The organism is Streptomyces albiflavescens (genome assembly GCF_014645835.1).
Classification (GTDB): domain Bacteria; phylum Actinomycetota; class Actinomycetes; order Streptomycetales; family Streptomycetaceae; genus Streptomyces; species Streptomyces albiflavescens.
Window position 1 is genome coordinate 80,755 of sequence record NZ_BMMM01000031.1, and the last position, 26,221, is coordinate 106,975.

Sequence of the window (26,221 nt, forward strand, 5' to 3'; positions counted from 1 at the left end):
GTCGTACGCGGAGGTGATTCCTCACCGCACCGCAAGGGAGAGGGTTCGGATGGCTTCAGACGTCAACATACCCGGAAACGAACTCCAGGAGGCCCAGGACATGTTGGGCTTCGTGCACGACTTCATCGACATCGGGCACAACACGTTCGACTTCGAGGCGGCATTCGGCACGGAGCTGGGCCGCGGCGCGGCTCAGAACTTCGAGAACAAGTGGGAAGACGGTCAACAGCAATTGCGGAAGCAGGTACAGGGCATCAGGGACGCCATCGGGAGCATCCTGGACGCCTTCGAGAAGACCGATCAGGACGCCGTGGCGAATCTCCAAGTCGGTGGGGGCGGACAGTGAGTCAAGCACAACGCTTTCTGCTCGACGTCCCGGATCTGTGGGATCAGATCGACCTGAGCGGAGAGGAACTGGCCAGGACCCGCGCACAGGCTCTGGCAGCGGCCCCGGGCCCGGGGGAGAAGGCCCGCATCAACGACATGTTCCGGCAGGGCCGTGAGATCGCCCGGGCGGCACGCCGGCACGGAGCGCTGCTGGCCATGGGGACGGCGACGATGTATCCGGAGGGCCTCTTCATGGCGTACGGCATGGTCTTCGCCGTCACCACGCCCAAGGGCCAGGAGCTGACGCTGCCGGTACTGTCCGCGCAGCTCGGTGTCTCCTCGGCGACGGGTGTGGCACCGAAGGACCGGGTCATCACCTCGGTGAAGGTGCCGCATGTGGGCACGGTGGCACGCGTGACCGGGACCGAGGTGACCCGGTTGACCGGGGACATCGATGTGAAGCTGCTGACGATGCACACGATGATGCCGGTGCCGGGAACCGACGAGGACTTTCTCGTGGTCACCCTCGCCAGTCCCAACCTGCCTCTGAAGAACGAGGCGTACGACCTCTTCGACGCGATCACCAGCACCTTCCGCTTCGTTGCGGAGGACGGCTCCCAGGTCGCGACGGTGCCCGGTGACGGCGGCGACGCTGCCTGATCCTCCAGAAACGACAGGCCGAAGGGCGGCCGGGGAGGAGTACCCGGCCGCCCTTCGGTTTTTGCCGTCGCGGGCCCCAACGACTCTCGGGCCCGCGAACGAGGAGATGCACCCCCGCGGGGGTTCGAAGGTGCACCCCCTTCCCACGGGGGTCAGGAATCGGCTTCGGACCGCGGCACCTGCACGGTGCGCAGCGATCCGTCGCCCAGGTGCAGCAGGCCCCGGCCCGGTTGCGGTGCCTGACCGACCACACCGCGGTTCAGCCGCACGCCGATGACCTCGCCGTCGCTCAGGCCCTGCGGTGACAGCAGCATGCCGGTGCGGTTGCGTTTGACCTGGCCCATCCAGCCGGCCAGGCTCAGCGACAGCGACTCGGCGTTGCCCGCCGCCAGCAGGCCCCACCCGTTGCCCGCGCCACCTCGGGCGAACAGCGCGAGGTCCGGGTCGATCTCGGCCCCCATGAACAGCTCGGCGTCGTCGACGACGATCACCCCGCTCTCCTCGGGCACATTGCTGAGAGCCTGCCGGAACTCGGTGGCCGACACCTCCGCGTCGGTGATGAGCGCGGCGATCCCGGGACGGCCCTCGAGGCTGCGCAGAGGTGATCGCCTCGGGGCGAGCACGACCAGGCCCGCACCGGCGGCCAGCAGCGAGTGCGCGGCGGTGAGCAGTGCGGTGCTGCGGCCGGTGCGCGGCGGACCGGCGATGACGAAGGTCGGCACATCGGTGAGGTCGGGGCCGAGCGAGGTGAGGGTGTCGCCGCCGACCGCGACCAGCGGCCGCATCGGCCCGCCACGGGTATGCAGGGTGAGAGCGTCGGCGTAAGAGATCCGGTCGGGCAGTACGTCCAGCCCCAGCGCGCGGCGCGCCGCCGGAACACCGGTCTCCCGCTCGGTCAGCTCCTGGCCCAGGTTGAGGAGGAACTCGGCCTGGGCGGCGCCGGACAGGTCGTCGCCGAGGACCGCGATCTGCGCCTCGCTCAGGTCCTGGGTGCGGATGCCGCGCCCGGGTGGGGGGTCGGAGGGTGCCGACCGGGTCGGGATGCCGACGCTGGAGTAGTCCTGGCGGTCGTTGAGCCGCAGGACGATCTTGTCCTCGGTGGTACCGGAGAACCGGCTGTTGCCCAGCACCCGGTCGCCTGCCAGGACGACATGGATCCCGACGCCCGCGCCGTCGCGCAGCAGCCGGATCATCCGCTCCAGGTAGCTGCCGTTGTCGTACGCGGTGAACTCGCGCTCGAAGACCTCGAAGCGGTCGACCATCAGCACGATATGGGGAAGCCGCTCGTCTGCGGCCTGCATCCGGCGCAGTTCGGTGAGGTCGGCCGTGCCCTGGCCGCCGAGCACGCTCTGCCGGGAGGTCAGTTCGGCGCCCAGCCGGTCCAGCAGCCGTCCCAGCCGCTCGACCTGGTTGCGGTCGACGACGGCGCCGCAGTGCGGCAGCGCCGTCAGCGCGTTGAGCGCGCCGTTGCCGCAGTCGATGCCGTACAGGTGTACGTCGTCGGCGCCGTGAGCCTGGCCGAGCGCGGCGGCCAGGGTGCGCAGCGTCTGGGAACGCCCGCTGCGGGGCGACCCGATGATGTGCAGATGGCCGGCACGGTCCAGGTCGAACACCAACGGGGAACGGCTCTGCTGCGCCGGCAGGTCGACCATGCCGTACTCCACCGCCGGCAGCGCGGCCTGTCGTTCCGCGGTGGGCTTGGGAGCGGGCGGCGCTGCCCACTCCAGCAGCGCGGGCAGCGGCGGGAGCCAGGGACTGGGCTGCCGGCGCACGTCGGCGAGCCGCGCCGCCTGCGCGATGGCCGCCGTCAGGACCGCCAGATCGGTGACGGCCTCCGGCTGCGCGGAGCCGGAACCGCCGCGGGACCGGCCGACGGGCAGTGGGCCACCGAGATCACGCCAGGAGACCACCTGCGCCTGGATCGGCACCTCCGCGCCTGCCGGGACCGCCGCCCCGCCGGGCCGACGGCCGCCGACCCGGCCGGCCTGGAAGGGCAGCAGGGCCGACGGGCCCAACCGGGCGTAGGCGCGGCCGGGGTTGGCCGGGGAGATGTCGCCGGAGTCGGGCGCGTCGATGATGTCGCGGCTCTCGGAGGTGTCGGTGGTGCGCAGCGCGATCCGCAGGTTGGTGTTGGCGCGGATGTCCGGGGTGACCGCGCCGCCGGGCCGCTGGGTCGCCAGGATCAGGTGGATGCCGAGGGAGCGGCCGCGCTGGGCGATGTTGACCAGGCCCGAGATGAAGTCGGGCAGTTCGCGCACCATGGACGCGAACTCGTCGATGACCAGCAGCAGCCGCGGCAGCGGCGGCAGTACGTCGCCGCCGCGCGTGCGCTTGTCGAGATAGTCCTCGATGTCCTTGGCGCCCGCCTGCGCCAGCTGCGTCTCACGGCGTCGCAGCTCGGCGCCGAGCGAGACCAGGGCACGCTCCACCAACTGTGTGTCGAGGTCGGTGACCAGGCCGACGGTGTGCGGCAGGTCGGCGCATTCGGCGAAGGCGCTGCCGCCCTTGTAGTCGACCAGCACGAACGTCATCTCGTCGGGCCGGTTCACCACCGCCAGCGTGGCCACCAGGGTCTGCAGCAGCTCCGACTTGCCGGAACCGGTCGTTCCCGCGATCAGCGCGTGGGGACCGTCACGGACCAGGTCGACGGCGAACTCCCCGTCGTAGCCGACGCCCAGGGCCGCCCTGGTGCTGCGGCCCCCGAGCGACCAGCCGGCCACCAGCGCCTCCGCCGTCGGCGGCTCGATGTCCAGCAGGTCCAACAGGCGTACCGAGCCGGGCAGCGCGCTCTCGTCGCTGTCCCCGACACCCCGCAGCGGAGCCAGCGCCCGCCCGAAGGGTTCGTACCAGCCGGACTCCGGCGAGTCGGTGCGTACGTTCTCCAGCGCCGCACCGGCTCCAGTGCGGACCCTGGAGGTGGTGGCGGCGGAATCGGTGACGACGACGGCGCCGCATTCCTCGGGCAGCAACCGCTCCTCACGGTCGATGCAGAGGGTGTGGACGCCCACCGACGGACCGTCCCGCAGCAGGGCGATGACTCCCGGGAGGGACCGGGCCCGGCGCGCCTGCTCCAGGACGACCAGGATGTCCGGGTAGCCGTTCACCCCGCCCCGGGTCAGGTCCGGCCCGGCCGCGATGCGGGAGGAGACGATCTGGCCCAGCTCGCCGATGCGCCGGGCCAGGGATTCCGCGGTGCTGCCCACCAGCGCGTACGCGTCCTCGCCCTGCGCCTGGGTGTGCGGCAGCCAGCGGGTCCAGGACCAGTCCTGCTCGCCGTCCGGCCCACCGAGCACGACGATGCGCAAATCGGCGGGGCTGTGGAGGGCGGCGGCCTGAGCCGCCATCCATCCGGCGAGCCGGACCGCCCCCGGGCCGGCGACACCCGCGACTCGGACCCTGCGTAGGGGTACGGCGACGGGCACCTGGTTGAGCAGGGGCACCGTGGTACGCCGGTTCTCGTCCTGGGTGGGGTCGTCGACGCTCAGCGCCGAGGGCAGGTCGGTCGTGCCGACCCGCACGGACAGGAAGTCGGGGTCCTGCCAGCGACGCTCCCACAGTCTTTCCGAGGGCTGGCAGGCCATCTGCAGCAGCGCGGCGGGATCCGGCAGGGACAGCCTCAGGTTGTGCTGCTCTTCGAGTACGGCGGCGTCGATGTCCTCGCGCGCCCGCGCCAGCGCCTGCTCGTACTCCTCCTTCTTCTCCAGGTACTTGAGCATGGCCTGCTTGCGGCCGCCGAACTGGGTGACCAGCGCGGCGATCGGTGAGAGCAGGGCGATGAAGACGAAGGACCACCGCTGGGTGATGAAGATGGCGATCGCCGCGCTGCCCGCCGGCAGCAGCAGGATCGGAAGCAGCGGGATGGGACGTTTGTCCGGCTTGACCGGTGGTGTCGGCAGCCGGAACTTGGCCCCGGTGGCCGGCGGCAGGAACCGTGGTGGCCGGTTGAACTCCAGACCGAGGCCGTCCTGGGCCGGTGTCAACGGCGCCCCGGTCGGGCGGCGAGACGTCAGCTCCAGCAGGATGTCCCCGACAGCCAGTTGGCTGCCCTCCCGCCAGGGGGACGCGCCCTGCACGGCTTTGCCGTCCAGCAGCGCCATGTCGGTCATCAGCAGCTCGGCACTCCCGTCGAGCCGGACCCGTACCCGGGCGGCGAGCGCAGGTGCGCCCTCGGCCAGCCGGATCCGGCACGTCGGGGCGCTGCCGATGTCGTAGTCGCCGGGCACGAGGCGGAAGACCGTCCCCGCGCCCGGTCCCGAGACCACCCGGGCCTCGGTGCGGCTCTCGGGCTCGGGCTCCCGGGGAAGCGGGGCGCCGAGCCCGAGGTCCATGCCGTCCCGCACCCCGGCCGCCTGCAGCGTGACCTGCGGGTCGACGGGGTCGGAACCGACGTACAGAGCCGGCTCCGCGGCCCCTGTCCCGTCGGCCCCCGCATACCCGACGGCGCGTGCCAGCTCCGCCGCGAACCGGCCCGCCTGTGCGGAGGGTTCGGTGTCGACGGCGACCGCGGTGGATGCTTCCTCCACCTGCGGGTCACGAACGCTGACGGTCAATCGCACGGCTCATCGTCTTTCTTCTCGGGCTTCTCGGGCTTCTCGGGCGGAAAGGGGTGTGGTGACGGGTCGCCTCGGCTGCGGGCGGGCCGTGGGTCAGCCGAGGTTGGCGCCGAGCTGGTCGTCGGTCTGCGAGAAGGCGTCACCGACGCTCCTCACGTACTGACCGATCCCCTGCAGGGACTGGTTGACCTGGTCGAACCCCTTGGCGAACTCCTCGAAGAACGGCGAGAACTTCTGCTGGGCGGCGGGCGTGCTGTAGCCGTTGGCGAGCAGGTTGGTGATCTTGCCTCGGACCTCGTTGAGCTTGTCCTGCAGCTGCGAGAAGTCGGTCAGCAGGGCCTGCGAAGTGGAGGAGGTCTCATCCGAGTTGACGGTGTAGGCGGGCATGTCAGTACTCCTTGTCAGGTGTGTTTGGGTGTGCATCCACCCGCTCCGGGATGGAAGTCCGGGTGATGGCCGGTCACGGGGGTCAACTACCCCCGGTCACGGCCCTTGCGAGGGATCTCTGGGGCGGCGGGTGCGGACGGGGGCGGCGTGGGTATGTCCCCGCCCGCATAACCGGGGAGTGCGTCCGCGTTCCGGTCGCCGGGGTCAGGGCTCTGCAGCGCGGCCCGCAGATCCGTGTTCTCGACGATCAAGGACACCTCGCTGTCCGCGTTGATCCGTATGGCCGTGCCGTCCGGCAGCAGGGTCAGCAGATCGGCGAGCGCGACCGGCAGCAACTGCGGTGCGGTGGGCGGTCCGTGCCGGGGGTCGGTCAGCACCTTGACGAAGGTGCTGCCCGACTCGTCCTGGTAGGCGGTCAACTCCCCCTGTGCGTCGACCGGGAGGTAGACGGTGGCTTCCCGCAACGCGTTGAGCACCGCGGCCTCCAGTCCGTGACCGGTCGCCGCACGCTGCATCGCGGCATCCACCGGGTCGGTGGGATCCGCGAGCAGCAGACTTCGCGGTGAGGGCCGGTAGTCCGGGTTGGGCATGAAGACCCCGGGTTCACCGTGCTCGTCCACGGGCCAGGCTCCGAGGATCGCGTACGGGGGTACGGCGCCCTCCGCGTCGTACGCCGGGTCGATCGAGTAGAGCCAACTCCCCGGCGACTGCCGCGCGCGCGTCCGCATCTCCTCCGTGAGTGGAGGAAGCGGGTGGCTGCCGCCTTGCTCGTTCGCGGAGGCGTTCGCGGAGGCTTCTTCGCTCATCTCGTTCTTCCCTGAGGTGGTGGGCTGTCAGGCGGGAGGTGGTGTGGGTGGCAGGGGTCGTACGGGTGGTGGTCCTGGTGGTGTGGGTGGCAGGGGTCGTACGGGCGGTGGTCCTGGTGGTGGCCCCGGCGGTGGCGGCAGGGGTCGTACGGGTGGTGGTCCTTGTGGTGTGGGTGGCAGGGGTCGTCCGGGTGGTGGTCCGGGTGGTGGCCCTGGTGGTGGTGGCAGGGGACCTCCGGGTGGTGGCCCTGGTGGTGGTGGCAGGGGACCTCCGGGTGGTGGCCCTGGTGGTGGGGGCAGGGGACCTCCGGGTGGTGGCCCTGGTGGTGGTGGCAGGGGACCTCCGGGTGGTGGCCCTGGTGGTGGTGGCAGGGGACCTCCAGGCGGTGGCCCCGGCGGAGGGACAGCAGTCCCAGACACAGGAGCACCAGGGTTGGGGGCCGTCGGCCGGGGAATGAAGTTGGGGTTTGGGATGAAATCTCCGACTACCACCGGCATGAAGGGAGCGCCTCCGCTTTTGACGATCTGGGCTCCCTGGATGAACTCCGGGCGGATGCCGCCAGGGAAGGCGACCTCCTGCTGACCCTCATTGCCATGGGGCCCCAGGGTATGGTTGACGTCGATTCCGCCGGGCGCCACGATGCGGAAGCGGAAGACGTGCGCCCCGTTGGGGCCGGCGCCGCCGAGGAAGTTCAGGTCCTCCCGCCTGGTGGTCGACACGAACGCGGACGGCGTGTTCCGCTCGACGAAGTCGGCGAGGTTCGTGTTCGCGGGTTTCCTGGGCGCGAAGCCGGTCACGAAGGGACCATCCGTGCCCTGGAAGCCCCCCGGGAAGCGGGTGTCGTCGCGGAACAGCGGGTTGTTGTCGGTGCGGAAAATCGGTACGCCATCCGGGTTTTCCGGACTGGTCGGGATGCCCGTGATGCGGGTCGGATCCACCTTCGGGTCGAGCTGTGCACTCGGTTGACCGGTGGGCGGCGTCGGACTGGTCGTGGCGGGCGGCCGCGTCGGACCGTCGGGCAGTGACCGGGAGGTGCCGCCTCCCGCCGGGGCAGGTGCTCCAACGGGCCCACCGCTCGCACTCCCGGCGCCCTTTCCTCCGCCCAACCCCTTGAAGGCAATGGCACCGCCGACGCCCAGCAGACCTGCAACCGCAATGGTGCCCACATCGAACTGCTCGCCGTCGATGGCCGAACTGACCGCCGACTGGGCTGCGCCCTCACCGAATGCCTGGGCCGCCCCGCCCACAACCTTGATGCGGTTGCCGTTGACCAGGGGGCCGATGGTAATGCTGCTGCCGATCGAGGACTTGACGCTCTTGATGCTGCCGCTGACGGTCTTGACCGCCCCCGGCACCAGCTTGCCGATCGCCCCGGCGCCGGCCTTGATCACCGCGCCCCCCACCCCCAGCAGGCCCGCGCCGGGTATCACCCCGATCAGACCGGTGAGAAAATCTCCGAGGCTGAAGTTGCCGCTGGCGATGGCCGATATCTGAGTGACGGCGAACAGTGTGCCCCCCAGCAGTGCGCCGACCACCGGAAAGAACACGGCCACCGCCGCCGCCAGCACACTCAGCAGGATCTGGACGAACGGAAACTCCTTGAAGAAGTCGGCGATTTTCTGAAAGACGTTCCGCTCCGGAATCGCCTCGCTCGCCGCCCGGTCCAGTACGTCCTCGCACTGACGCTGCGCGCTCTCCCGCATCGCCTTCGCCTGCTCCGCAAGGCCCTTGGCCGCGTTCAGCTCGGCCTTGCCCGCGTCGATGGCGTCCTGTTGCCTGTTCCCCTCGGCCCGCTCCTCGTCCGTGGGGTTCTCCCCAAGCTGCGGGGGCGCCTGGTTCGCTCGCGGCGCGGCCGCCCGTGCCTGGTCCACCGCGCGGTCGAAGGTCTCCTGTGCCTCCCTCAGCCGCGGCATGTAGTCGTTGTAGGCCTGGGCCGCGTCCTGGTAGGACGTCATGGTCTTGTTCAGCTTGTCCGGAAGATCGTCGCCGACCTTCTCCTTCAGCTTGTCCATCGCCGAACCACGGCCCTGCGAAATCACGCCGTCCTTCTTCAGGATGTTCAACGCCTTTTCCGCGGCGTCCCCGACATCCCGGTACCGCTGCATGACGCCCTGGATCAGGTCCGGGTCTCCGGGCGTTGGATCCCGGTCCATTCCGACGAGCGTGAAGTCCTCGGGACTTGAATACCGGCGTGCCATTTGTGCATCCCCCGCTGAGCTGTCTCTCAGGTGTGGTTCGCGAGGTACACGGGATGGGGGCTGTCGAAGGTTCAGATTCTGTTGTGAACGATTTGAGCGAGCGGCTCCGTGTAGTGGGTGGATCCGGAAGGCAAAGGCACACCAGAGGACATGGACGGACGACATGAGCAACGGCATCGGTGCCCCGCCCCCGCACAGGCCGAGAATCGGCAAGGCATCCCGTGGTGCGCGCACCGTGCTGCGTGCCCTCGCCGTCGTCCTGATCGGCTGCTTCGCGGCACTGGGCGTGGCCGCGTCCGCGACCGCGGCGGACGATGACGACCTGATCAAGGTGTTCGTGGTCCAGGACCCCGCCCAGACCGGGGGACAGCTCGCCACCCTGGCGTCCATCGCCGCCGGCACGCTGGGCGACGCCTCACGGGCCGGGGAGATCCTCGAACTCAACCGCGGTCTGGCCCAGCCGGACGGCGGCGCGCTGAACAGCGCTGACGACCAGTTGCGTCCGGGCTGGATTCTGCGGCTGCCACCGGACGCCTCGGGGCCCGATGTACGACAGGCTCGGGACACCGGGAACCAGAACACCGCTTCCGCCGCCCCGGACGGGGCGGGAGCGCCGAGCGGCGGCAACGGCACGACAGCCGCCGGGTCCACCATGTTCACCATTCCGCTGGCCGCGGCCGTCGCCGTGCTCGGTGCCATCGTGCTGGCCCTGGTCACCGCCGGCATCGTGGGCAGGCGCAAGGTGCGCGGGGCGTACGGCGCCGTGATGCGCGCGGTCCGCAGGCTGGGTGCCCCGGTCAGGCGACGGCGCCGGCTCATGCTGCGGCGTGCGCTGGGCCGACGGTTCGCCACCGACGCCGACTCGGTGCGGCGGGCGTACGGCACGCTCGCCGAATTCGCGGCCGTACGGAGCCGACCGGAGACCCCGGTGCACGCACTGCGTGTCGACAACGCCGGTGCGACGGTGTGGCTGGCGGCCTCCGACACCCTGGAGGCTCCCTGGAGGAACGTCGACAGCACGCGCTGGCGACGCCCCACCGCCGAGGCCGGCTGGCTGAACGGCGGCCCGGAGGACGGTGGTACGGCATCGCGGGCGGCGATCTCCGCCGCGTGCCTGGTGCGGGTGGGGACGGATACCGAGGGTAAACCCGTCTTTGTGGATCTCAGCCGACTCGACGGTGTCCTCAGTGTGACCGGTGATCACGGCGTGGCCCGCGACGTGGTGCAGAACGTGCTGGCGGAGATCGCGCGCATCCGGCCGGAAACACCGGTGACCGTCCTGCGCGGCGCGGACGGCGCTCCACCTCCCATCCTGCCTGCCGGCCTGACACAGCTCGGCCGGGCCGAACTTCCGGCCGGCACGGGAGCCATGGCGGTGCACGGCACCGTGCGCGCTGCCGCCTCACGCCGCCCGGTCAAGGGCCTCGTCGTCGTGGCGGGCACCCCCACCGGGCAGGAGGCCGCGGAGTTGGCCGCACTGTGCGGACCCGGCGGTGCAGGCTGGACGGGGCTCGTGTACGGCGAAGTGAGCGGCGCGCACTGGCGTTGGTACACCGATGCCGACGGCGATGTGGACATCCCGGTCCTGGACGTGAAGCTGACCGTTCCGGCATGAGTGGCACGATTCGTCGTACTGGCATGGGTCGTACCAGCATGGGTCATGCCGGCATGCATCGCGTGCCCACGGCACAGCGGACGGCCCGGCCCGCCACACCGTGCGCTGCGCGCACCGCATGGGCGGACCGGGCCGGAGAGCCGACTCACCGTACGGCGACGCCCGCCTCTGTCATGACCTTCGCGCGCAGGCTGTTGAGCGCGTAGTACTGACGGGACTTGACGGTGCCGGCCGGTATGCCGAGTATCCGTGCTGTCTCCTGCACGGTCTTGTCGCGCAGATAGGTGTGCAGCAGCACCTCCCGGTGCTCATGCGGCAGTTGCCGCAACAAGGCTGTCACCTCGGCCCGAACGAGCACGGCGTCGGCATCGTCGGGCCGGACCGCGTCACGCTCCTCGGCGCCGACGGTCTCGTGACGGTGGGCGGCGCTGCGCAGCCGGTCGACAACCAGGTTTCGGGCCACGGTGAGCAGCCAGCCCCGTACCGAGCCCTCGGTGCCGTAGAGCCGCTCCAGGTGATGCCAGGCGCGGATGAGGGTTTCCTGGACGATGTCCTCCGCGGCGTGGCGATCGTTCAGCAACCTCTCGACATAGGCGAGCACTGCCTTCGCGTGGTCGGAGATCAGCGTGTGCAGCAGGTCCCTCTGGCGTGCGGGCGTCGAGACGTCCGCAGAGGTGATCGTGTTCATGTTCCAGTTCCTGAGAGGGAAAGTCGTACGTGTGCCGCTGGGGCGCACGGCGCGAAGTGAGCAGGCCGGCCAGACCCGGTTCGGGTGTCGATGACCGTCCGCCAACACGTGGTTCGTGACAATCGCGGTGAAGGCCCCGTGAAGCGGTCCTCGGCGAGCGTAAGCAGCGGGCAATGCCGGAACGCTGACGGATTTCTGACGTTCGGGAGCACGAGCGGAAGCACGGCTGTTGCTCAGCAACAGCCGTGCCGCTGCGGCGTGTTCGGATCAGCGGGGCGCGTCGAGGCTTTCCAGCTTGCCGCGGACGTGCGTGGCGTCCGGGTGACCGATCTCAAGGAGGATCTCCAGCGCCTGCCGCCAGGCGAGCGCTGCCCGCGAGTGATGACCGCCCGCGTGATGTGTGTCGCCGATATGCACCAGAGTGTCCGCCTCCAGGTAGCGGTCACGGATCTCTCGGTACCGCTCCAGCGCATGCGCGTAGCACGTGAGTGCCTTTTCGTGGTCGTGCAGATGATGATGGGCGTAGCCGAGGCTGTCCCACGCGGCCGCCTCGCCGTTGCAGTCACCGATCTCCTGGTGGATCGCCAGGGCGCGCCCGCACTCGTCCAGGGCGTTGTCGTACTTGCCCATCAGGATGTACGTCCAGCCGACCTCGTTGGAGACACTCGCCTCACCGCACCGCAGCCCTGTCGAGCGGTAGAGGGTCTGGGCGTGCAGATAGTGATCGAGGGCCTTCTCGTGACGCTTCCGCCTGTTGGCCAGGAACGCGAGGTAGCGGTGGGCACGGGCCTGCCCGGCCGGATCACCGATCTCGCCGAACAACTCCAGTGACCGCCAGAGGTGCACACGCGCATCGTCCCAGCGTTCCAGCCGCCCGCTGACGAAACCGAGCGCCCGGTGTGCGTGCGCCTGGCCGCGTACGTCGCCCAGTCGCTGCGCCATCGTCGTCGCCGCCGTCTGAGCGGCGAGCTGTTCCTGCCAGCGGCCGCTGCGGTCCAGATACGACTCCAGCGTTGCGGCCAGTTGCCACCCGTGCTCGCCGCTGCCGTGCCTGGCCTCCTGGTCCACGGCCGCGAGCAGGACGGGACGCTCCTTGTCCCACCACTCCACAGCGCTGCGGTGGTCGGCGAACCGCTCCACGGTCACGTGGGCCGCAGGGGGCCGCAGCTCGATGCGTTCACGGGTGGGCGCGAGTGCCCGGTCCGCCGCCTGTGCACTGTGCAGATAGTGGTCGAGCATCCGGCACCTGGCCTCGTTCAGCTCCCCGGCCGTGCCCTGCGCCTGGCCGAGCTCCGCGCCGTAGGCGCGCAGCAGTTCATGGCAGCCGAAACGACCCGGCTCGGTCTCGGACACCAGATGCGCGCGTACCAACTCCGTCAGCAGCGGCCGGACCTGGTTCGGCTGCCGGCCGGCCAGGCTCGCCACCGCGGTGATGGAACTGTCAGGTCCCGGGTGCATGCCCAGCAGTCGGAACAGTCGCGCGGCCTCCGGAGTGAGGGCGCTGTAGGACCAGGAGAACACGCTGCGCATGTCCGCGAGGGGCGCCTCACCGGCGAAAGCGTCGAGGCTGCCCTGGCCCTCACGCAGCTCGGCCGCGATGGAGGAGAGGGAGAACGCCGGGTTCACCGCGGCTCGGGCGCTCACGATGGCCAGCGCCAACGGCAGGCGTCCGCACAGTGCGACGATCTCGCCGGCCGCGCGGGACTCGCGCGCGACCCGGTCGGCACCGAGCCGACGGGACAGGAACTCCAGGGCATCCGCCTCACTCAGCAGGTCCAGGGTGACCGAGTGCGCGCCTTCGCCGGCCACCAGACCGTGGAGCTGGTTGCGACTGGTGACGATGACCAGACAGCCGGGGGACGCGGGCAGCAGCGGGCGCACATGCTCGGAATCCTGCGCGTTGTCCAGGACAACCAGCACCCGCCGGTCGGCGAGCAGCGTCCGGTACAGAGCGGCCTGCGCGTCGAGACACGTGGGAATGCGGTGCGCGGCCACTCCGAACGCGTCGAGAAAGGACCGTATCGCCTCCGCGGGACTCACCATCGGACCGGTCGGATGGAATCCGCGCAGATTGATGTAGAGCTGCCCATCAGGGAAGCGGTCGGCGACCTGATGGGCCCAGTGCACGGCGAGCGTGGTCTTGCCGACCCCGGCCATGCCGCCGATCGCGCTGATCAACACCGCCGAGGGTGTCTCCCCGGTCGGGGGCAACAGCGCGTGGAGGCTGGTGAGTTCGCAGCTTCGGCCGGCGAAAGCCGCAAAGTCCACGGGCAGTTGGGCGGGCCGCGCCGTGAGCGCCGTGATGGTGATGTCCTGCTGAGATCGCACCGCTGCGTCGTCCGGCTCTCCGGCCTGTTCGCCGGCGCCGGCGAACCCCGCGCCCTCGGCGGCCGACGGCGCCGGGCCCACGGCAACGGTCTGGCGCAGTACCTGCTGCTGGGCGGCCCGCAGTTCAGGACCCGGATCCAGGCCCAGCTCGTCCGCGAGCCGGGTGCGCACCGTCCGGTACGCCTCCAGGGCCTCCGCCTGATGGCCGGTGGCCGCGAGCAGCACGACCAGCTTGGCCTGCAGCACTTCGTCCAGCGAATGCTGTGCGGCTGCCTGTCTCAGCGTGACCAGTACCCGGGCGCTGAGCCCAGGACCGGCATCCAACGCGTAGTCCGCCGCTTCCTTGACGGCGAACAGATGCTCACGGTCCACCGCGGTGAAGCCCGGGTGCGCCCTCACCTCCGGCGGGATCCCCATGGCCGCGGGACCTCGCCGCAGGGCCAGGGCCTGGATCAGCAGCTCCGTGGCTTCGGCCGATTTCCCGCTCTCCGCCAGCCGGCCGGCCTCCTGGCGCATGGCGCGAAACTGCAGCAGGTCAAGGGAGTCGGGATCCACATCCAGGTGATAGCCACCGGAGCGGCGTACCAGCCACCGTGAAGTGCCTCTGGCCGGAAGGCCGGGTTCGAACAACCGCCGCAAAGCTCCGATGTGCCGCTGCACCACATTGACCGCACTGTCCGGCGGATTCTGTCCCCACAGGGCGTCGACGATCTCCTGGACGGCCACCGGGTGGCCGGACTGGATCAGCAGAAGCGCGAGGAGGCCGCGCTGTTTGGGCGGTCCGAGCTCCAGCTCGGTGTCGCCACGCCACGCCCTGACAGGGCCCAGCACCGCGAAACGCATGTGGGTACACCCCTCGTGCCGACAACCTACGTGACCGATGTGAGGCCACCGGCCGGGCTGTCTCACCTCCTGGGAAGTGAGCACGTGCGCCTTCGAGCGATGGTGGGTCGCTTGTTCCAGCCGGTGACACGCAGTTCCTTACCGCGTCTGGAGGAGTCACTACCGATAACAACACTCTCCCCTCAGTTGCACAGGACTCCGTTGCACTCACGAGTGCGCTCAATATCGTAATTACGACATAGTGTTGGACGTGGTGTCCAATTCTTGTGTGGGCCCGGCGCCGGCGAACCCCGCGCCCTCGGCGGCCGACGGCGGCCGGCTGCGGAACCATCGACGCGATCCGCGGCGCATTCTCCCCGGCGCGACGAAACACCTCTCGGAATCGTTCGCAACCGTGAATCCGGTCGGCGCCGGCCCGTTTCGGCGACCTGCTGCGAACTCGCAGCACCGTTACGTTCTTGATGCCCTCGCCACCCGCGGGACCGGTGCCGCGGCCATGGATGTCGCCCCGCTCCAGCCCGAGCGCCCGGATGAAGGTGACGGCGTCGTTGGCCATCGCCTGGATGGTGCGTGGCGGACCGTAGCGGCTGACCGCGTGCGTCCGCACCAGCAGTGGCCTGGACCCGGCCAAGCTGGGCGACCGCTTTCTGCCGCCGCCAACCCGAGCCGCCTTGCCCGGCGACCGCGCCCTGTTCGCTGCCCGCTTCTCCGCATCTCCCTGTATCCCCGTCGATACCGGGGGCGGGACCCGTGCCCTGCCTCCCCGCTCCGGGGCACGCGCGGTGTCTTCTCGCCAAGCGGAACCTGGGCGGCCATGCCGATCGCGCCATCCCTACGGCGACTCAGCCGTCCCCACCACCCCACCAGTCCCTGTGCGACAGGGCCGCGGGCTGCCGGAAGCATTCAAAAGGCCATTGATATCGGTGTGTGCGGGAAATTCGGAGAAGGCTGCCGCATGTGGAATTCGGAACTCCGACCGCGAAACTTGTGGCGCGTTCCCGACGGTTATTCGATCCCATCGAGTCAAATGTTGGTGGTATTCGATTTTTAAATATGGCAGAGTGGGCGTGTAGGCGACCGACGGTGTCGATGGATGGGAGTCGGCCGACCGGCCGCCCGCTTGAGAGATAACCGTCGGTGCGGGGGAGAAGTCTGGCTCATGAACTTGGTGGACCGAACGGAAGAACTATCCATTATGGAAAGCATGCTCGGCGCCTGCGGCGCCGGGCGTGGTGGCGTGCTCTGGGTGAGCGGAGCGGTGGCCAGTGGCAAGACCGCGCTGCTGCGTGCCTTCGGTGCGCGGGCAACCGCGAATGGAGCGCTGTTCCTGCAGGCCACAGCATCAGAATCAGAAAGTGTCCTGCCCCTCGGAGTGCTGGGGCAGTTACTGCTCGGCGCGGACCTGCCTGAGGCCGACGCCGAGCGTGCGACCCGTCTTGTGGAGCTCATCGCGAAGGACGCACAACGGCACGGCACTCCGGAGGTGTCACCGGCCCTGGCGATGAAAGTGATTCCCGAGCTCTGCGGGACAGTGCTGAAATTGGCGGAGAAAAGGCCCGTTGTGCTCAGCGTCGATGCCGTGCACCACGCCGACAGTCAATCGCTTGATTGTCTACTCTATCTGGCCCGGCGTCTCGACGTCAGTCGAGTTCTGGTGGTGCTGGCCGGAAACAGTGGATTTCCCGATGGCAGCCAGCAATTGCAGGTGGATTTATTGCGGCTGTCCGGCGTCCGGAATATCAGGCTCCGCCCCCTCCGTCGTCAGGGAGTGGCCGACCTGGTCTCCACCCTCGGCCCTGACCTGGCGCAGGGGCGGAAGCTCGTCGCCGACCTCTACCGTGTGGGCGGCGGGAACCCGCTGCTGACGCAGGCTCTGATCGAGGACCAACGCATTTCGGACGCCCCCGCACTCGTACCGGGTGATGCGTTCGCGCAGGCGGTGAACACCGCCGTCTACCGCAGTGACGCGTCGGCCCGGCACACCGTCTGGGGCCTCGCGGTGCTCGGCTCCGACGGGTCGCTCGCCGAGCTGGTGGAGGTCCTGGGTACCACTCGGGAAGCCGTGCAGCGTGGTCTGCGCGCCCTGAACGAGGCAGGGCTGCTCGACAACGGCCGGTTCCGCCACGAAGCCGGCCGGACCGCGGCACTCAGGAGCATGGAACCCGCGCACCACGCGCACCTGGAGGCCCGGGCCGCCCAAGTGCTGCACGAACACGGCGCGGCGGCGACCGTGGTGGTCCGGCACCTGGTCGCGGCCGAACCGGTCGACGCCCCGTGGGCTTTGCGTACCCTGCTCGATGCGGCCGAACGGGCCCTGGCGGACGACGAGATCGAGCTCGCCCTCACCTGCCTGCACACCGCACGAGACTCCGGTGCCGACGCACGCCAGTCGCTCGCGGTCAAGGCGGAACTGACGCGGGCCGGCTGGCGCGTCAATCCGTCCGCCGTCGCCCAGAACCTGCCCGAGCTCACCGCCGCCGCGCTCGGCGGCCGACTCGGCACGCGGCACGTCGACGAACTCGTCGGGCACCTGCTCTGGTTCGGGAAGGTGGATGAGGCCCTCGACGTCGTGGACGCCGCCGAGAAGCACGGCGCACCGTCCGGCCCGGACGGGACCAAAGGGCCTGGGCTCGACAACACCCGTCGCTGGATCGCGTGCGCCTACCCGGGGCGTCCGGGCTCCGTCGCCGCCCGCCGCGAGGGCACCGCCCGCCACGACGACGCTGCGCACACGGGCGATCTGACGCGAAGCCCCCATCAGCGCACGGCGAACCTGATCGAAACGGTGCTTGAGGAGGCCGATGACGGCGTGGTCGTCCGTGCCGAGCAGATCCTGCAGAGCACCCGCCTCGACGACCGCACCCTGACGGCGCTCGTCGTTGCCCTGCGCTGTCTGGTCCTCGCCGACCGCCTGGACAAGGCGGCACTCTGGTGCGACACCCTTCTCCAGGAGGCCACCGAGCGACGCGTCCCGATGTGGCAGGCGCTCCTGACGTCGGCCAAGGCACGCATGGACCTGCGCGCCGGACGGCTCGCCGCGGCGGAGGAGTCGGCGCGCTCCGCGCTCACACTGGTACCCGCCGAGGGCTGGGGCGTGGCCATTGCCTCGCCGGTCACCACTTCCCTCCACGTCAGCACCGCCCTGGGCCGGCTCGACGAGGCGGCCGCCCAACTGGCCGTGCCCATACCGGACCCGGCGTTCCAGAGCCCCGACGGACTCCTCTATCTCCAGGCGCGCGGCCACTACTACCTCGCCGCCGGACGCCCCTACGCCGCGCTCGACGACTTCCATACCTGCGGGGACCTGATGACCCGCTGGAACTTCGACCTGCCCGCCCTCGTACCGTGGCGGACCGACGCAGCCCAGGCCTATCTCTCCCTCGGCGACGACGACCGCGCCCTGAACCTGGCGGAGGAGGAATTGGCGCTGGCCGGACCCGGACGCTCCTGGGTGCACGGCGTCTCGCTGCGTGTCCTGGCGGGCGCGCTCGCCCCCCGGCAGCGGTTGCCGCTCATCGGCGAGGCCGTAGAGATCCTGCAGGAGCGCGGCCACCAGTTCGAACTCGCCCGTGCCATCGCCGACCTGGCACGGGCCCACCGCGAACTGGGAGACGGCGGCCGAGCCCGGGCCCTGGCCCGCAAGGCCCAACAGCTGGAGCGGGAGTGCGGTGTCCCCGCGCCCAGGACGAAGCCCGCGGCCGACACCGGGTCCCTGCCCGGCGAGCGGCCCTGGAACGCCCACGACACCCAGGGCGCCGCCGTCGAACTCACCGACGCGGAAATGCGGGTGGCGACACTCGCCGCCGACGGGTACACCAATCGGCAGATCGCCGAGAAGCTGTTCATCACGATCAGCACCGTCGAGCAGCATCTGACCCGTTCGTACCGCAAACTCGCCGTACGGCGCCGAGCGGATCTGGCGTCGCGCCTGAGCTTCGTCGCGGTCTCGTGCGGCGGTGAGGAGGGCGTCCACGGCGAGGGCTGCGACCGCCTCCGAGCGGTGTAGGCGCCGCCCGTCCACGAGCGGCGTCCGCACGGCGCGGGCCGGCATCCGCACGGCGACGCCCAGGAAGAGGAGGCCGTAGAACATCTCGAGCATCTCGACAGCACCCCTTCGTCCTCGCGGTCGTGTCGCAGGCGTGGCCGCTCCGGTGGTCCGTTCTACGGGGCGGACGGTCACACCAAGGTCCGAAAATCTGTGACCGCGGCGCGGAGCCGGGCGGTACCCTTCCGACACCAGGGGATCGAACGTGAAGGCGCGTCGACGGGGGGCCGCGACCGGAGCTGTGACCGGTGTGTGACGTGTGGTCGGGCAACGTGACACCCCATGAGCAGCCTCAGCCGCACTGTCCTTGCCCCAGCGATCACGTGCCCCGCTAGGGGTGGGCGATGAGGATACTGGTCGTCGAGGACCACGCCGAGCTGGCGCATTCGGTGGCGAGGGTACTGCGTCGGGAGGGAATGGCCGTCGACGTCGTCTACGACGGCTCGGACGCCCTCGACCGCACGACCGTGGTCGACTACGACGTGGTCGTCCTCGACCGGGACCTGCCAGGCGTGCACGGCGACGACGTCTGCAGCGCGCTCGCCAGCCAGCCCGTGCACGCCCGCGTCCTGATGCTCACCGCGTCCGGGACGATCGCGCACCGTGTGGAGGGGTTCAGCCTCGGCGCGGACGACTACCTGCCCAAGCCCTTCGCGTACGCCGAACTGGTCGCCCGTATCCGGGCGCTCGCCCGGCGTTCCCAGCCGGCGCTCCCTCCAGTGCTGGTCCACGGCGATCTGCGGCTCGACCCCGCCCAGCGGATCGCGTCGCGGGCCGGTGTGCGACTCGCGCTCACCCCGAAGGAGTTCGCGGTCCTGGAGTACCTGCTCGCAGCCCAGGGCCGGGCGGTGTCGGCCGAGGAACTCCTGGAACGGGTGTGGGACGAGGCGGCCGACCCGTTCACCACCACCGTCAAAGCGACGATCAACCGGCTGCGCCCGAAGCTCGGCGACCCACCCGTCATAGAGACCGTTCCTCGGGGCGGCTACCGGATTTGAGGCAGCCATGCGTCTGTCCCCGCTCATCACCACGATTTCCGCCTGCGCCCGCCGTCTGATGCCCCGACGGGTGCGCCTGCGCCTGACCCTGTTGTACGGGGCGCTGTTTGTCGTCTCGGGCGGGGTCCTCCTCGCGATCACCTATCTGCTCGTCACCGGTTCCCCGGCGAGCCTGGTCCTCGTCGACAGCGGCGCCGGCAACCCCGTGGTGACACCGGACAGTCAGGGCAACCTCTACCTGGGGCCGGACCCCAGCGGCTCCGCGCAGCTCGCCGACTTCACCCAGGAACTGCGCCAGCAGGCCCTGCGGCAGCACGAGGCCGAAGTGCACCATCTGCTGGTCCAGTCGGGGATCGCCCTGGGCATCATGGCAGTGATCTCGATGGTGCTCGGCTGGCTCGTCGCCGGACGGGTGCTGCATCCGCTGCGCTCGATGACCGACAGCATCCGGCGCATCTCCGCGAGCAACATGCACGAACGGCTGGCTGTCGCCGGGCCCGACGATGAACTGAAGGGGCTCGCCGACACGGTCGACGGACTCCTCGGCCGCCTGGAGAGCGCCCTCGACTCCCACAAACGGTTCGTCGCCAACGCAGCACACGAACTACGCACCCCGCTCACCCTGGAGCACGCGCTGCTGGAGGAGGCGCTCATCGACCGGCACGCCACCCGAGAGTCGTTCAGGTCGAACTTCGAGCGGCTTCTGGAGATCAGCAAACAACAGGCACGCCTCCTGGAATCGCTGCTCACCCTGTCCAGCAGCGAACGCGGCCTGGACCACCACGAACCCCTGGAGCTGTCCGTCGTCGTAGAGCAGATCGTACGGACCTCGCGTCCGGAGGCGACCAGGCGCGGACTGCGGCTCAAGACCACGATCGCTCCCGCCCCCACCTCGGGCGACTCCGCCCTGGTCCAGCGCCTGGTGGCCAATCTCGTCGACAATGCGATGGGCTACAACATTCCCGAAGGGCAGGTGGAGATCACGACGCGCACCGACGCCGGACGCGCTGTCGTCTCCGTGTCCAACACAGGGCCCACGGTGCCGCCGGCACACGTCGAGCGGCTGTTCGAGCCCTTCCAGCGGCTCGGCCGCACGGCCAGCGGCGGCCACCACGGTCTCGGTCTGTCGATCGTCCGCGCGATCGCCGGCGCCCACAACGCGGTGATCGTCGCACGGGCCCGGCCGGACGGCGGACTCGCGGTGGAGGTCGCGTTCCTCGCCCGCACGGAACGACCCGGCCGGCACGGCATCCCCCTTCTGGCGCCGGCCCCCGCCGCGACGCACCGGAGCCGTACGGATACTGCGCAGTTGGACACTGCGGCGGGGGGCCGTTGAGGAAAGACCCCGACACTTCTACCGTTGACGTGACGCGCCGCGGTCGGTCATCTCGTTTCCCGGCCCGGTGGATGTGAGCGGCAAGACCGCCGACAACCGCGCGCCCCGTTCCGGGAGTCGCCGGAACCGCGTCTGCCGGAAAGCCCGCACCTCTTCACGATCAGCACCTGGTCGTCCGCTGTCGGCCCAAGTGACGGGAGTAGTTCCATGGTGGTGGTGATGGCCCCCGAGGCCACTGAGGAGGACGTGGACGCGGTCGTCCGGTCGGTACGCGCGGCCGGCGGGGACGCGTTCGTCAGCCGCGGAGTGTCCCGCACGATCGTCGGCCTCGTCGGAGATGTCGACGCGTTCGATGCCCTCAACCTGTCCAACCGGCGCGGCGTCCTCGACGTCGTGCGGATCTCCGTGCCGTACAAGCTGGTCAGCCGCGAACACCATCCCGACCGTTCCGTGATCAGGGTCGGCGGCGTGCCCCTCGGGCCCGACACACTGACCGTGATCGCGGGACCGTGCGCGGTGGAGACCCCGGAACAGACCCTGGCCGCCGCACGGATGGCCCAGCAGGCGGGGGCCGCGCTGCTGCGCGGCGGGGCGTTCAAGCCGCGCACCTCCCCGTATGCGTATCAGGGACTCGGCGAAGACGGACTGCGGATCCTCGCTGAGGTGCGGGAGGAGACCGGGCTTCCGGTGATTACCGAGGTCATCGACCCAGGCACCGTCGAACTGGTCGCCGGCTACGCGGACATGCTGCAGATCGGCACCCGCAACATGCACAACTTCGCGCTGCTCCAGGCAGTGGGCGCGGCCGGGCGGCCCGTCCTGCTCAAGCGCGGCTTCGCGGCGACCATCGAGGAGTGGCTGATGGCCGCGGAGTACATCGCGCAGCGCGGCAACCTCGACATCGTGCTGTGCGAGCGTGGCATCCGTACCTTCGAGACCGCCACCCGCAACACCCTCGACATCAGCGCCGTACCCGTGGTGCAGCGGCTGTCCCACCTGCCGGTGATCGTGGACCCCTCCCACTCGGGCGGACGCCGCGATCTGGTGCTGCCCCTCACCCGGGCCGCCCTCGCGGTCGGCGCGGACGGTGTCCTGATCGATGTACACCCCGACCCGGGAACGGCACTGTGCGACGGTGACCAGGCCGTGCCCCCGTCCGGGATTCCCGAGCTCGCCGACGCCATCGCCATCCTGTCGCCGCTGATGGGACGTACTCTCGCCCAGCCGGCCCCACGGGGGCATGCGGCGGTCCGCTGATCCGGTACTGGACAGCCCGTAGGGGTGGGGATCACGCCCATTAAGGGGCACCAGCAGGGCTTAGTAGGGGTGGAAAGGGCTGTTCCGCTCCGCTGGTTGAGGGGTACCTGCCGTGAATACGCCTTGTTAGGGTGAGCGTGCTCGATCAGCGGGGGCGCAGATCCCCTTGAGCGTGCTGGAAGACAGATTCCCGACGGGGGAATTTCGATGCCGCACGCGGAACGAACTACGCGATCGACGGGATGCGCGGTTCGGATTCCGCACGGCTGATGGACCGATCGTTTCAGGACGGCAGACGAGGGCGTACGGGGGACACGCCTTTCTGCGCAGCGCAGTCACGTTCACTCGGCCCTGGAGTACAGGAACTCGGCGGGCCGGGCGGCGCTGTCCACAAGAGCACGGTTCACCGGTTCGAGCAGACCGGCTTCTTCTCCGTGCCCGGACGGTGTCGGATCACTAGGGGGAAATGTTGTTGACAACACAGGGGCACGCGCAAACAAACCATCTCATGGTCGTCGAAGTGGATATCGCATCGCTGTCGACGGGCGACTCACCACGCATCTCCGGAGTCGATCCGGAGCACGTCGAAGCACTCGCGGTGGCACAGAACCCACTACCGCCCATCACCGTGCACCGCTCGACCGGGCGTGTCATAGACGGCCTGCACCGACTGCGGGCCGCCGAAATCCGGGGACAACGCAAGATCGCGGTGCAGTACTTCGACGGGGACGCGGCCGACGCCTTCGTGCTGGCCGTCGAGTCCAATGTCACGCACGGTATGCCGCTGACGACGGCGGACCGCAAACACGCGGCGGCACGCATCATCGCCTCGCACCCGCAGTGGTCGGACCGGGTGATCGCCTCGGTGAGCGGCATCGCTCCCGGGACGGTCGCGGAGATCCGCAGACGGGCCCCGGGCGGCCGGCCCGCCGGGGAGAGCAGGATCGGCCACGACGGGCGGGCGCGTCCGCTGAACGGCAACGAGGGGCGCCGGGTCGCCAGTCAGCTCATCAGCGAGAACCCCAACCTGTCACTCCGGCAGATCGCTCGCGTCGCGGCCATCTCTCCGGAGACCGTGCGTGACGTACGCAACCGGATGCGGCGGGGTGAGGACCCGCTGCCGCAGCGCGGCAGGCAGGCGGGCCACGACGAGCCCCCGGCCGCCCCGCACGGCAGCCGGGGCCCCACGGTCGTACCCGACCGAGAACCCGCTGAGGACCGTGCGGCGATCGTGAAGCGCCTGAAAGCGGACCCGGCACTGCGGTTCAGCGAGACCGGACGCACCCTGCTGCGCCTGCTCGCCATGCACACGATCAGCATGGCGGAGTGGGACAAGATCATCGACAAGGTGCCGCCGCACTGCGGAGAGATCGTGGCCTGTCTGGCCAACGACTGTGCCCAGATGTGGGCGGACGCCGCGCTGCGCGTGCAGCGCAAGGTCGCCGAAACGGCGTAAGGGCTTTTGTCCGCACTGTAGGGCAGCCTCATGGAACGTCCTTATGCAACGTCCTTATGAACAACGTCCTCATGAAACGGCCTCATGAAGCAGTCTGATGAGGCGGTTTCATGAAGCGGCCCCGTCGGAGCGCCAAGAGGCCCGTCGGGCGGTTTCGTGAAGCGGTGTCATGAACGCCCCCGCGTCCAAGTGGGCAATTCGGCCAGTTGGACGGCGGGGACTGAATCAGCTGCCCGCGTGTGCGATGTCGACGCGCGCGGGCAAGCATTCCCATTTTCGGGCATTGTGCTGCCCAACTCCGCCCTGGTTGACGGGAATTGATCGCCGGTATCGTCAGCGGAGTGAGCGGAGTCGCCGCAATTGTTCGAGCGCAGGAGGTTTCCGTCGCATGTTGATCACCCAAGGTCCTGGCGGGCCTACCCTCGGAGGGCCGCAGTCAGGGTCCCGAAAGCAGGCCCTTCGGCCAGGCACTCCGCGCCGCTCCCTCACCTATATGAAGGCGCACAAGAACGCGCTTCTCCTTCTTCTGCTGCTTACCGTGGTGGATTCCCTCATCGTCGTCTCCACACCTTTGCTCCTCAAGAAGATCATCGATGACGGAATACTCAAGGACGATGCGGGAGTTGTCACCGCGATTTCCCTTGTCGTCGCCGGGCTCGCCGTTCTCGACGCGTTCACGCAACTCGTGCAGAGCTATTACTCCGGCCGAATAGGGCAGGGCATCAGCCACGATCTGCGCGTCCAGGCGTTCAAGCACGTGCAGCGGCAGCCGATGGCCTTCTTCACCCGCACCCAGACGGGACTGCTCTCCAGCCGTCTGAACGGCGACGTCATGCTCGCCCAGCAGGCCCTCACCACACTCCTCGCATCGGCGACCAGCGTGCTGACCGTGGCCCTGGTCCTCGCCGAGATGTTCTACCTGTCCTGGCTCATCAGCCTGATCGCCGTGCTCACGCTGCCGCTGTTCATCGTGCCCGGCATCTACGTCGGCCGGCGCCTGCAGCACTACTCACGCGAGCAGATGCAGGCCAACGGCGAACTGGGCGGCATCATCCACGAACGCTTCAACGTCGGCGGAGCCATGCTCGCCAAACTCTTCGGGCGCCCGGACCAGGAGGCCGCCGCATTCGAGGCACGCGCAGGTGAAGTGCGGCAGATCGGCGTCGTCTGGACGGTGTACAGCAGGCTCTCGTTCATCATCATGGCGCTGCTCGCCTCCCTCACCACCGCGCTCGTGTATGGCGTCGGCGGCAGCATGGTCCTCAACGACGTCTTCCGCATCGGCACCCTGGTGGCGCTGGCCACCCTGCTCGGCCGGCTGTACGGACCCATCACGCAGCTGTCCAGCCTCCAGTCCAACGCGCTGACCGCGCTGGTGAGTTTCGACCGGATCTTCGAGGTGCTCGATCTCAAGCCCCTCATCACCGAACGGCCGGACGCGACGGCACTGCCCGTTCCGGGCAGCGGCCCCGCGCCCGAGATCCAGTTCGACAACGTGTCCTTCAGCTATCCGCGCGCCAGCGAGGTGTCCCTGGCCTCCCTGGAGTCCAATGTGCTCTCCCCGGCCGAACGGGCCAAGGGGACCCCGGAGGTCCTGCACGACATGAGCTTCCGGGTTCCGTCCGGCGAGCTCACCGCCCTCGTCGGACCGTCGGGTGGCGGCAAGACGACCGCCACCCATCTGGTGTCCCGCCTCTACGACCCGGCCTCGGGGAGCGTACGCATCGACGGTCACGATCTGCGCGACGTCACCCTCGACTCACTGCGCCAAGTCGTCGGCGTGGTCAGTCAGGACGCGCACTTCTACCACGACACGATCCGCGCGAACCTGCTGTACGCACTCCCGGAAGCCACCGAGCCACAACTGCTCGAAGCCTGTGACGCCGCCCAGATCGGCGAGCTGATCCGCTCGTTGCCCAGCGGCCTCGACACGGTGGTCGGCGACCGCGGCTACCGCCTCTCGGGCGGCGAGAAGCAACGGCTCGCCCTCGCCAGGCTGCTGCTGAAGGCCCCGTCGGTCGTGGTGCTCGACGAAGCCACCGCGCACCTGGACTCCGAGTCCGAAGTCGCCATCCAACGCGCGCTGAAGACCGCGCTGCGCGACCGGACCTCCGTGGTGATCGCCCACCGTCTGTCCACCATCCGCGAAGCTGACCAGATCCTGGTCGTCGACGGGGGCCGGGTACGCGAGCGCGGCACGCACGAGGAACTCCTCGCGGCCGGCGGGCTCTACGCCGAGCTGTACCACACCCAGTTCAACAGGGCCGGGATGAACGGCTCGGGCGCCGACGCCCCCAGCGAAGAACCCGTCCTCCGGGGGCCGGTCGTCGGCGGTGGCCCCGTACTGGGCGGCGGACCCGTGCTCGGCGGGGGCCTGGGCGGGGGCCCGGGCCTGGGCGGGGGACCTGTACTGGGCGGCGGTGGCCCGCATCCGGGCCGCCGACTGAAGGGAGAACGATGATGGGCCAGGCGGATTCCACTGTGCCCCAGCCCCCGGCCCCCGAGGGACTCCGGCCCTTTCGGCCGGTGCCGGAGTTGATCCGTGGGCGGGTGGTTTCGGGATCGGATGCGCTGGCGGTCGTGGGCGGTGAACGTGGGTTGTCGTATGGGGAGTTGTGGGAGGCGTCGGGGCGGTGGGCGGCGTATCTGGCTGGGGTGGGGGTGGGTCGGGGTGATCGGGTTGGGGTGGTGTTGGAGCGGTCGCCTGAGTTGATTGCGGTGTT

At 69.7% G+C, this 26,221-nt stretch carries 16 protein-coding genes; 10 read left to right on the forward strand and 6 right to left on the reverse strand.

The annotated features are described in order from the left end of the window. Positions 1 to 49: 49 nt before the first annotated feature. On the forward strand, positions 50 to 346 hold the full coding sequence (locus IEY95_RS46540) for a hypothetical protein (protein WP_189192394.1): 297 nt from the start codon (positions 50 to 52) through the stop codon (positions 344 to 346). Then, positions 343 to 987, forward strand: coding sequence for a hypothetical protein (locus IEY95_RS46545; protein ID WP_189192395.1), 645 nt, complete (start codon positions 343 to 345; stop codon positions 985 to 987). Before IEY95_RS46540 ends, IEY95_RS46545 begins: the two co-directional genes overlap by 4 nt. Positions 988 to 1,139: 152 nt before the next feature. Here IEY95_RS46545 and IEY95_RS46550 read toward each other — a convergent pair whose 3' ends face one another. The 4 genes from IEY95_RS46550 to IEY95_RS50310 form a co-directional block, all read right to left on the reverse strand. After that, a complete protein-coding gene (locus IEY95_RS46550; RefSeq protein WP_189192396.1) occupies positions 1,140 to 5,537 on the reverse strand; it encodes an FtsK/SpoIIIE domain-containing protein in 4,398 nt (1,465 codons plus the stop codon). 96 nt (positions 5,538 to 5,633) lie between these two features. Then, positions 5,634 to 5,927, reverse strand: coding sequence for a WXG100 family type VII secretion target (locus tag IEY95_RS46555; RefSeq protein WP_189192397.1), 294 nt, complete (start codon positions 5,925 to 5,927; stop codon positions 5,634 to 5,636). A gap of 86 nt (positions 5,928 to 6,013) precedes the next feature. Further along, complete coding sequence (locus tag IEY95_RS46560) at positions 6,014 to 6,733, reverse strand: type VII secretion system-associated protein (protein WP_189192398.1); 720 nt, start codon at positions 6,731 to 6,733, stop codon at positions 6,014 to 6,016. Between the two features lie 27 nt (positions 6,734 to 6,760). Next, entirely contained in the window at positions 6,761 to 8,932 is a 2,172-nt protein-coding gene (locus tag IEY95_RS50310) for a scabin-related ADP-ribosyltransferase (RefSeq protein WP_189192399.1), read from the reverse strand. Between the two features lie 163 nt (positions 8,933 to 9,095). Between IEY95_RS50310 and IEY95_RS46570 the strand changes: the two genes are divergently transcribed. Further along, positions 9,096 to 10,547 (forward strand): hypothetical protein, encoded by a 1,452-nt coding sequence (locus IEY95_RS46570; RefSeq protein WP_189192400.1) that lies wholly within the window; start codon positions 9,096 to 9,098, stop codon positions 10,545 to 10,547. Between the two features lie 145 nt (positions 10,548 to 10,692). On the opposite strand, the gene IEY95_RS46575 is transcribed toward IEY95_RS46570, so the two are convergent. Together IEY95_RS46575 and IEY95_RS46580 are read right to left on the reverse strand one after the other, a co-directional pair. Then, positions 10,693 to 11,235, reverse strand: coding sequence for a sigma-70 family RNA polymerase sigma factor (locus tag IEY95_RS46575; RefSeq protein ID WP_189192401.1), 543 nt, complete (start codon positions 11,233 to 11,235; stop codon positions 10,693 to 10,695). Positions 11,236 to 11,502: 267 nt separating this feature from the next. Beyond that, a complete protein-coding gene (locus IEY95_RS46580; protein WP_189192402.1) occupies positions 11,503 to 14,406 on the reverse strand; it encodes an AfsR/SARP family transcriptional regulator in 2,904 nt (967 codons plus the stop codon). Positions 14,407 to 15,565: 1,159 nt separating this feature from the next. Here IEY95_RS46580 and IEY95_RS50315 point away from each other — a divergent pair. From IEY95_RS50315 to IEY95_RS50945, 7 genes are all read left to right on the forward strand, one after another. Next, positions 15,566 to 18,412, forward strand: a complete 2,847-nt coding sequence (locus tag IEY95_RS50315) for an AAA family ATPase (protein WP_268240559.1) — start codon at positions 15,566 to 15,568, stop codon at positions 18,410 to 18,412. 383 nt (positions 18,413 to 18,795) lie between these two features. Further along, complete coding sequence (locus IEY95_RS46590) at positions 18,796 to 19,449, forward strand: response regulator transcription factor (protein ID WP_189192404.1); 654 nt, start codon at positions 18,796 to 18,798, stop codon at positions 19,447 to 19,449. 7 nt (positions 19,450 to 19,456) lie between these two features. After that, positions 19,457 to 20,785 (forward strand): sensor histidine kinase, encoded by a 1,329-nt coding sequence (locus IEY95_RS46595; protein ID WP_229703828.1) that lies wholly within the window; start codon positions 19,457 to 19,459, stop codon positions 20,783 to 20,785. Between the two features lie 207 nt (positions 20,786 to 20,992). Further along, positions 20,993 to 22,042, forward strand: a complete 1,050-nt coding sequence (gene aroF / locus IEY95_RS46600) for a 3-deoxy-7-phosphoheptulonate synthase (RefSeq protein ID WP_189192405.1) — start codon at positions 20,993 to 20,995, stop codon at positions 22,040 to 22,042. A 520-nt stretch (positions 22,043 to 22,562) separates the two neighbouring features. Continuing rightward, on the forward strand, positions 22,563 to 23,498 hold the full coding sequence (locus tag IEY95_RS46605) for a ParB/RepB/Spo0J family partition protein (protein ID WP_229703829.1): 936 nt from the start codon (positions 22,563 to 22,565) through the stop codon (positions 23,496 to 23,498). A 388-nt stretch (positions 23,499 to 23,886) separates the two neighbouring features. Beyond that, positions 23,887 to 25,959, forward strand: coding sequence for an ABC transporter ATP-binding protein (locus IEY95_RS46610; protein ID WP_189192407.1), 2,073 nt, complete (start codon positions 23,887 to 23,889; stop codon positions 25,957 to 25,959). Then, a partial coding sequence (locus IEY95_RS50945) for an AMP-binding protein (RefSeq protein ID WP_373294687.1) occupies positions 25,959 to 26,221 on the forward strand: 263 nt, incomplete at its 3' end. The genes IEY95_RS46610 and IEY95_RS50945, both read left to right, overlap by 1 nt.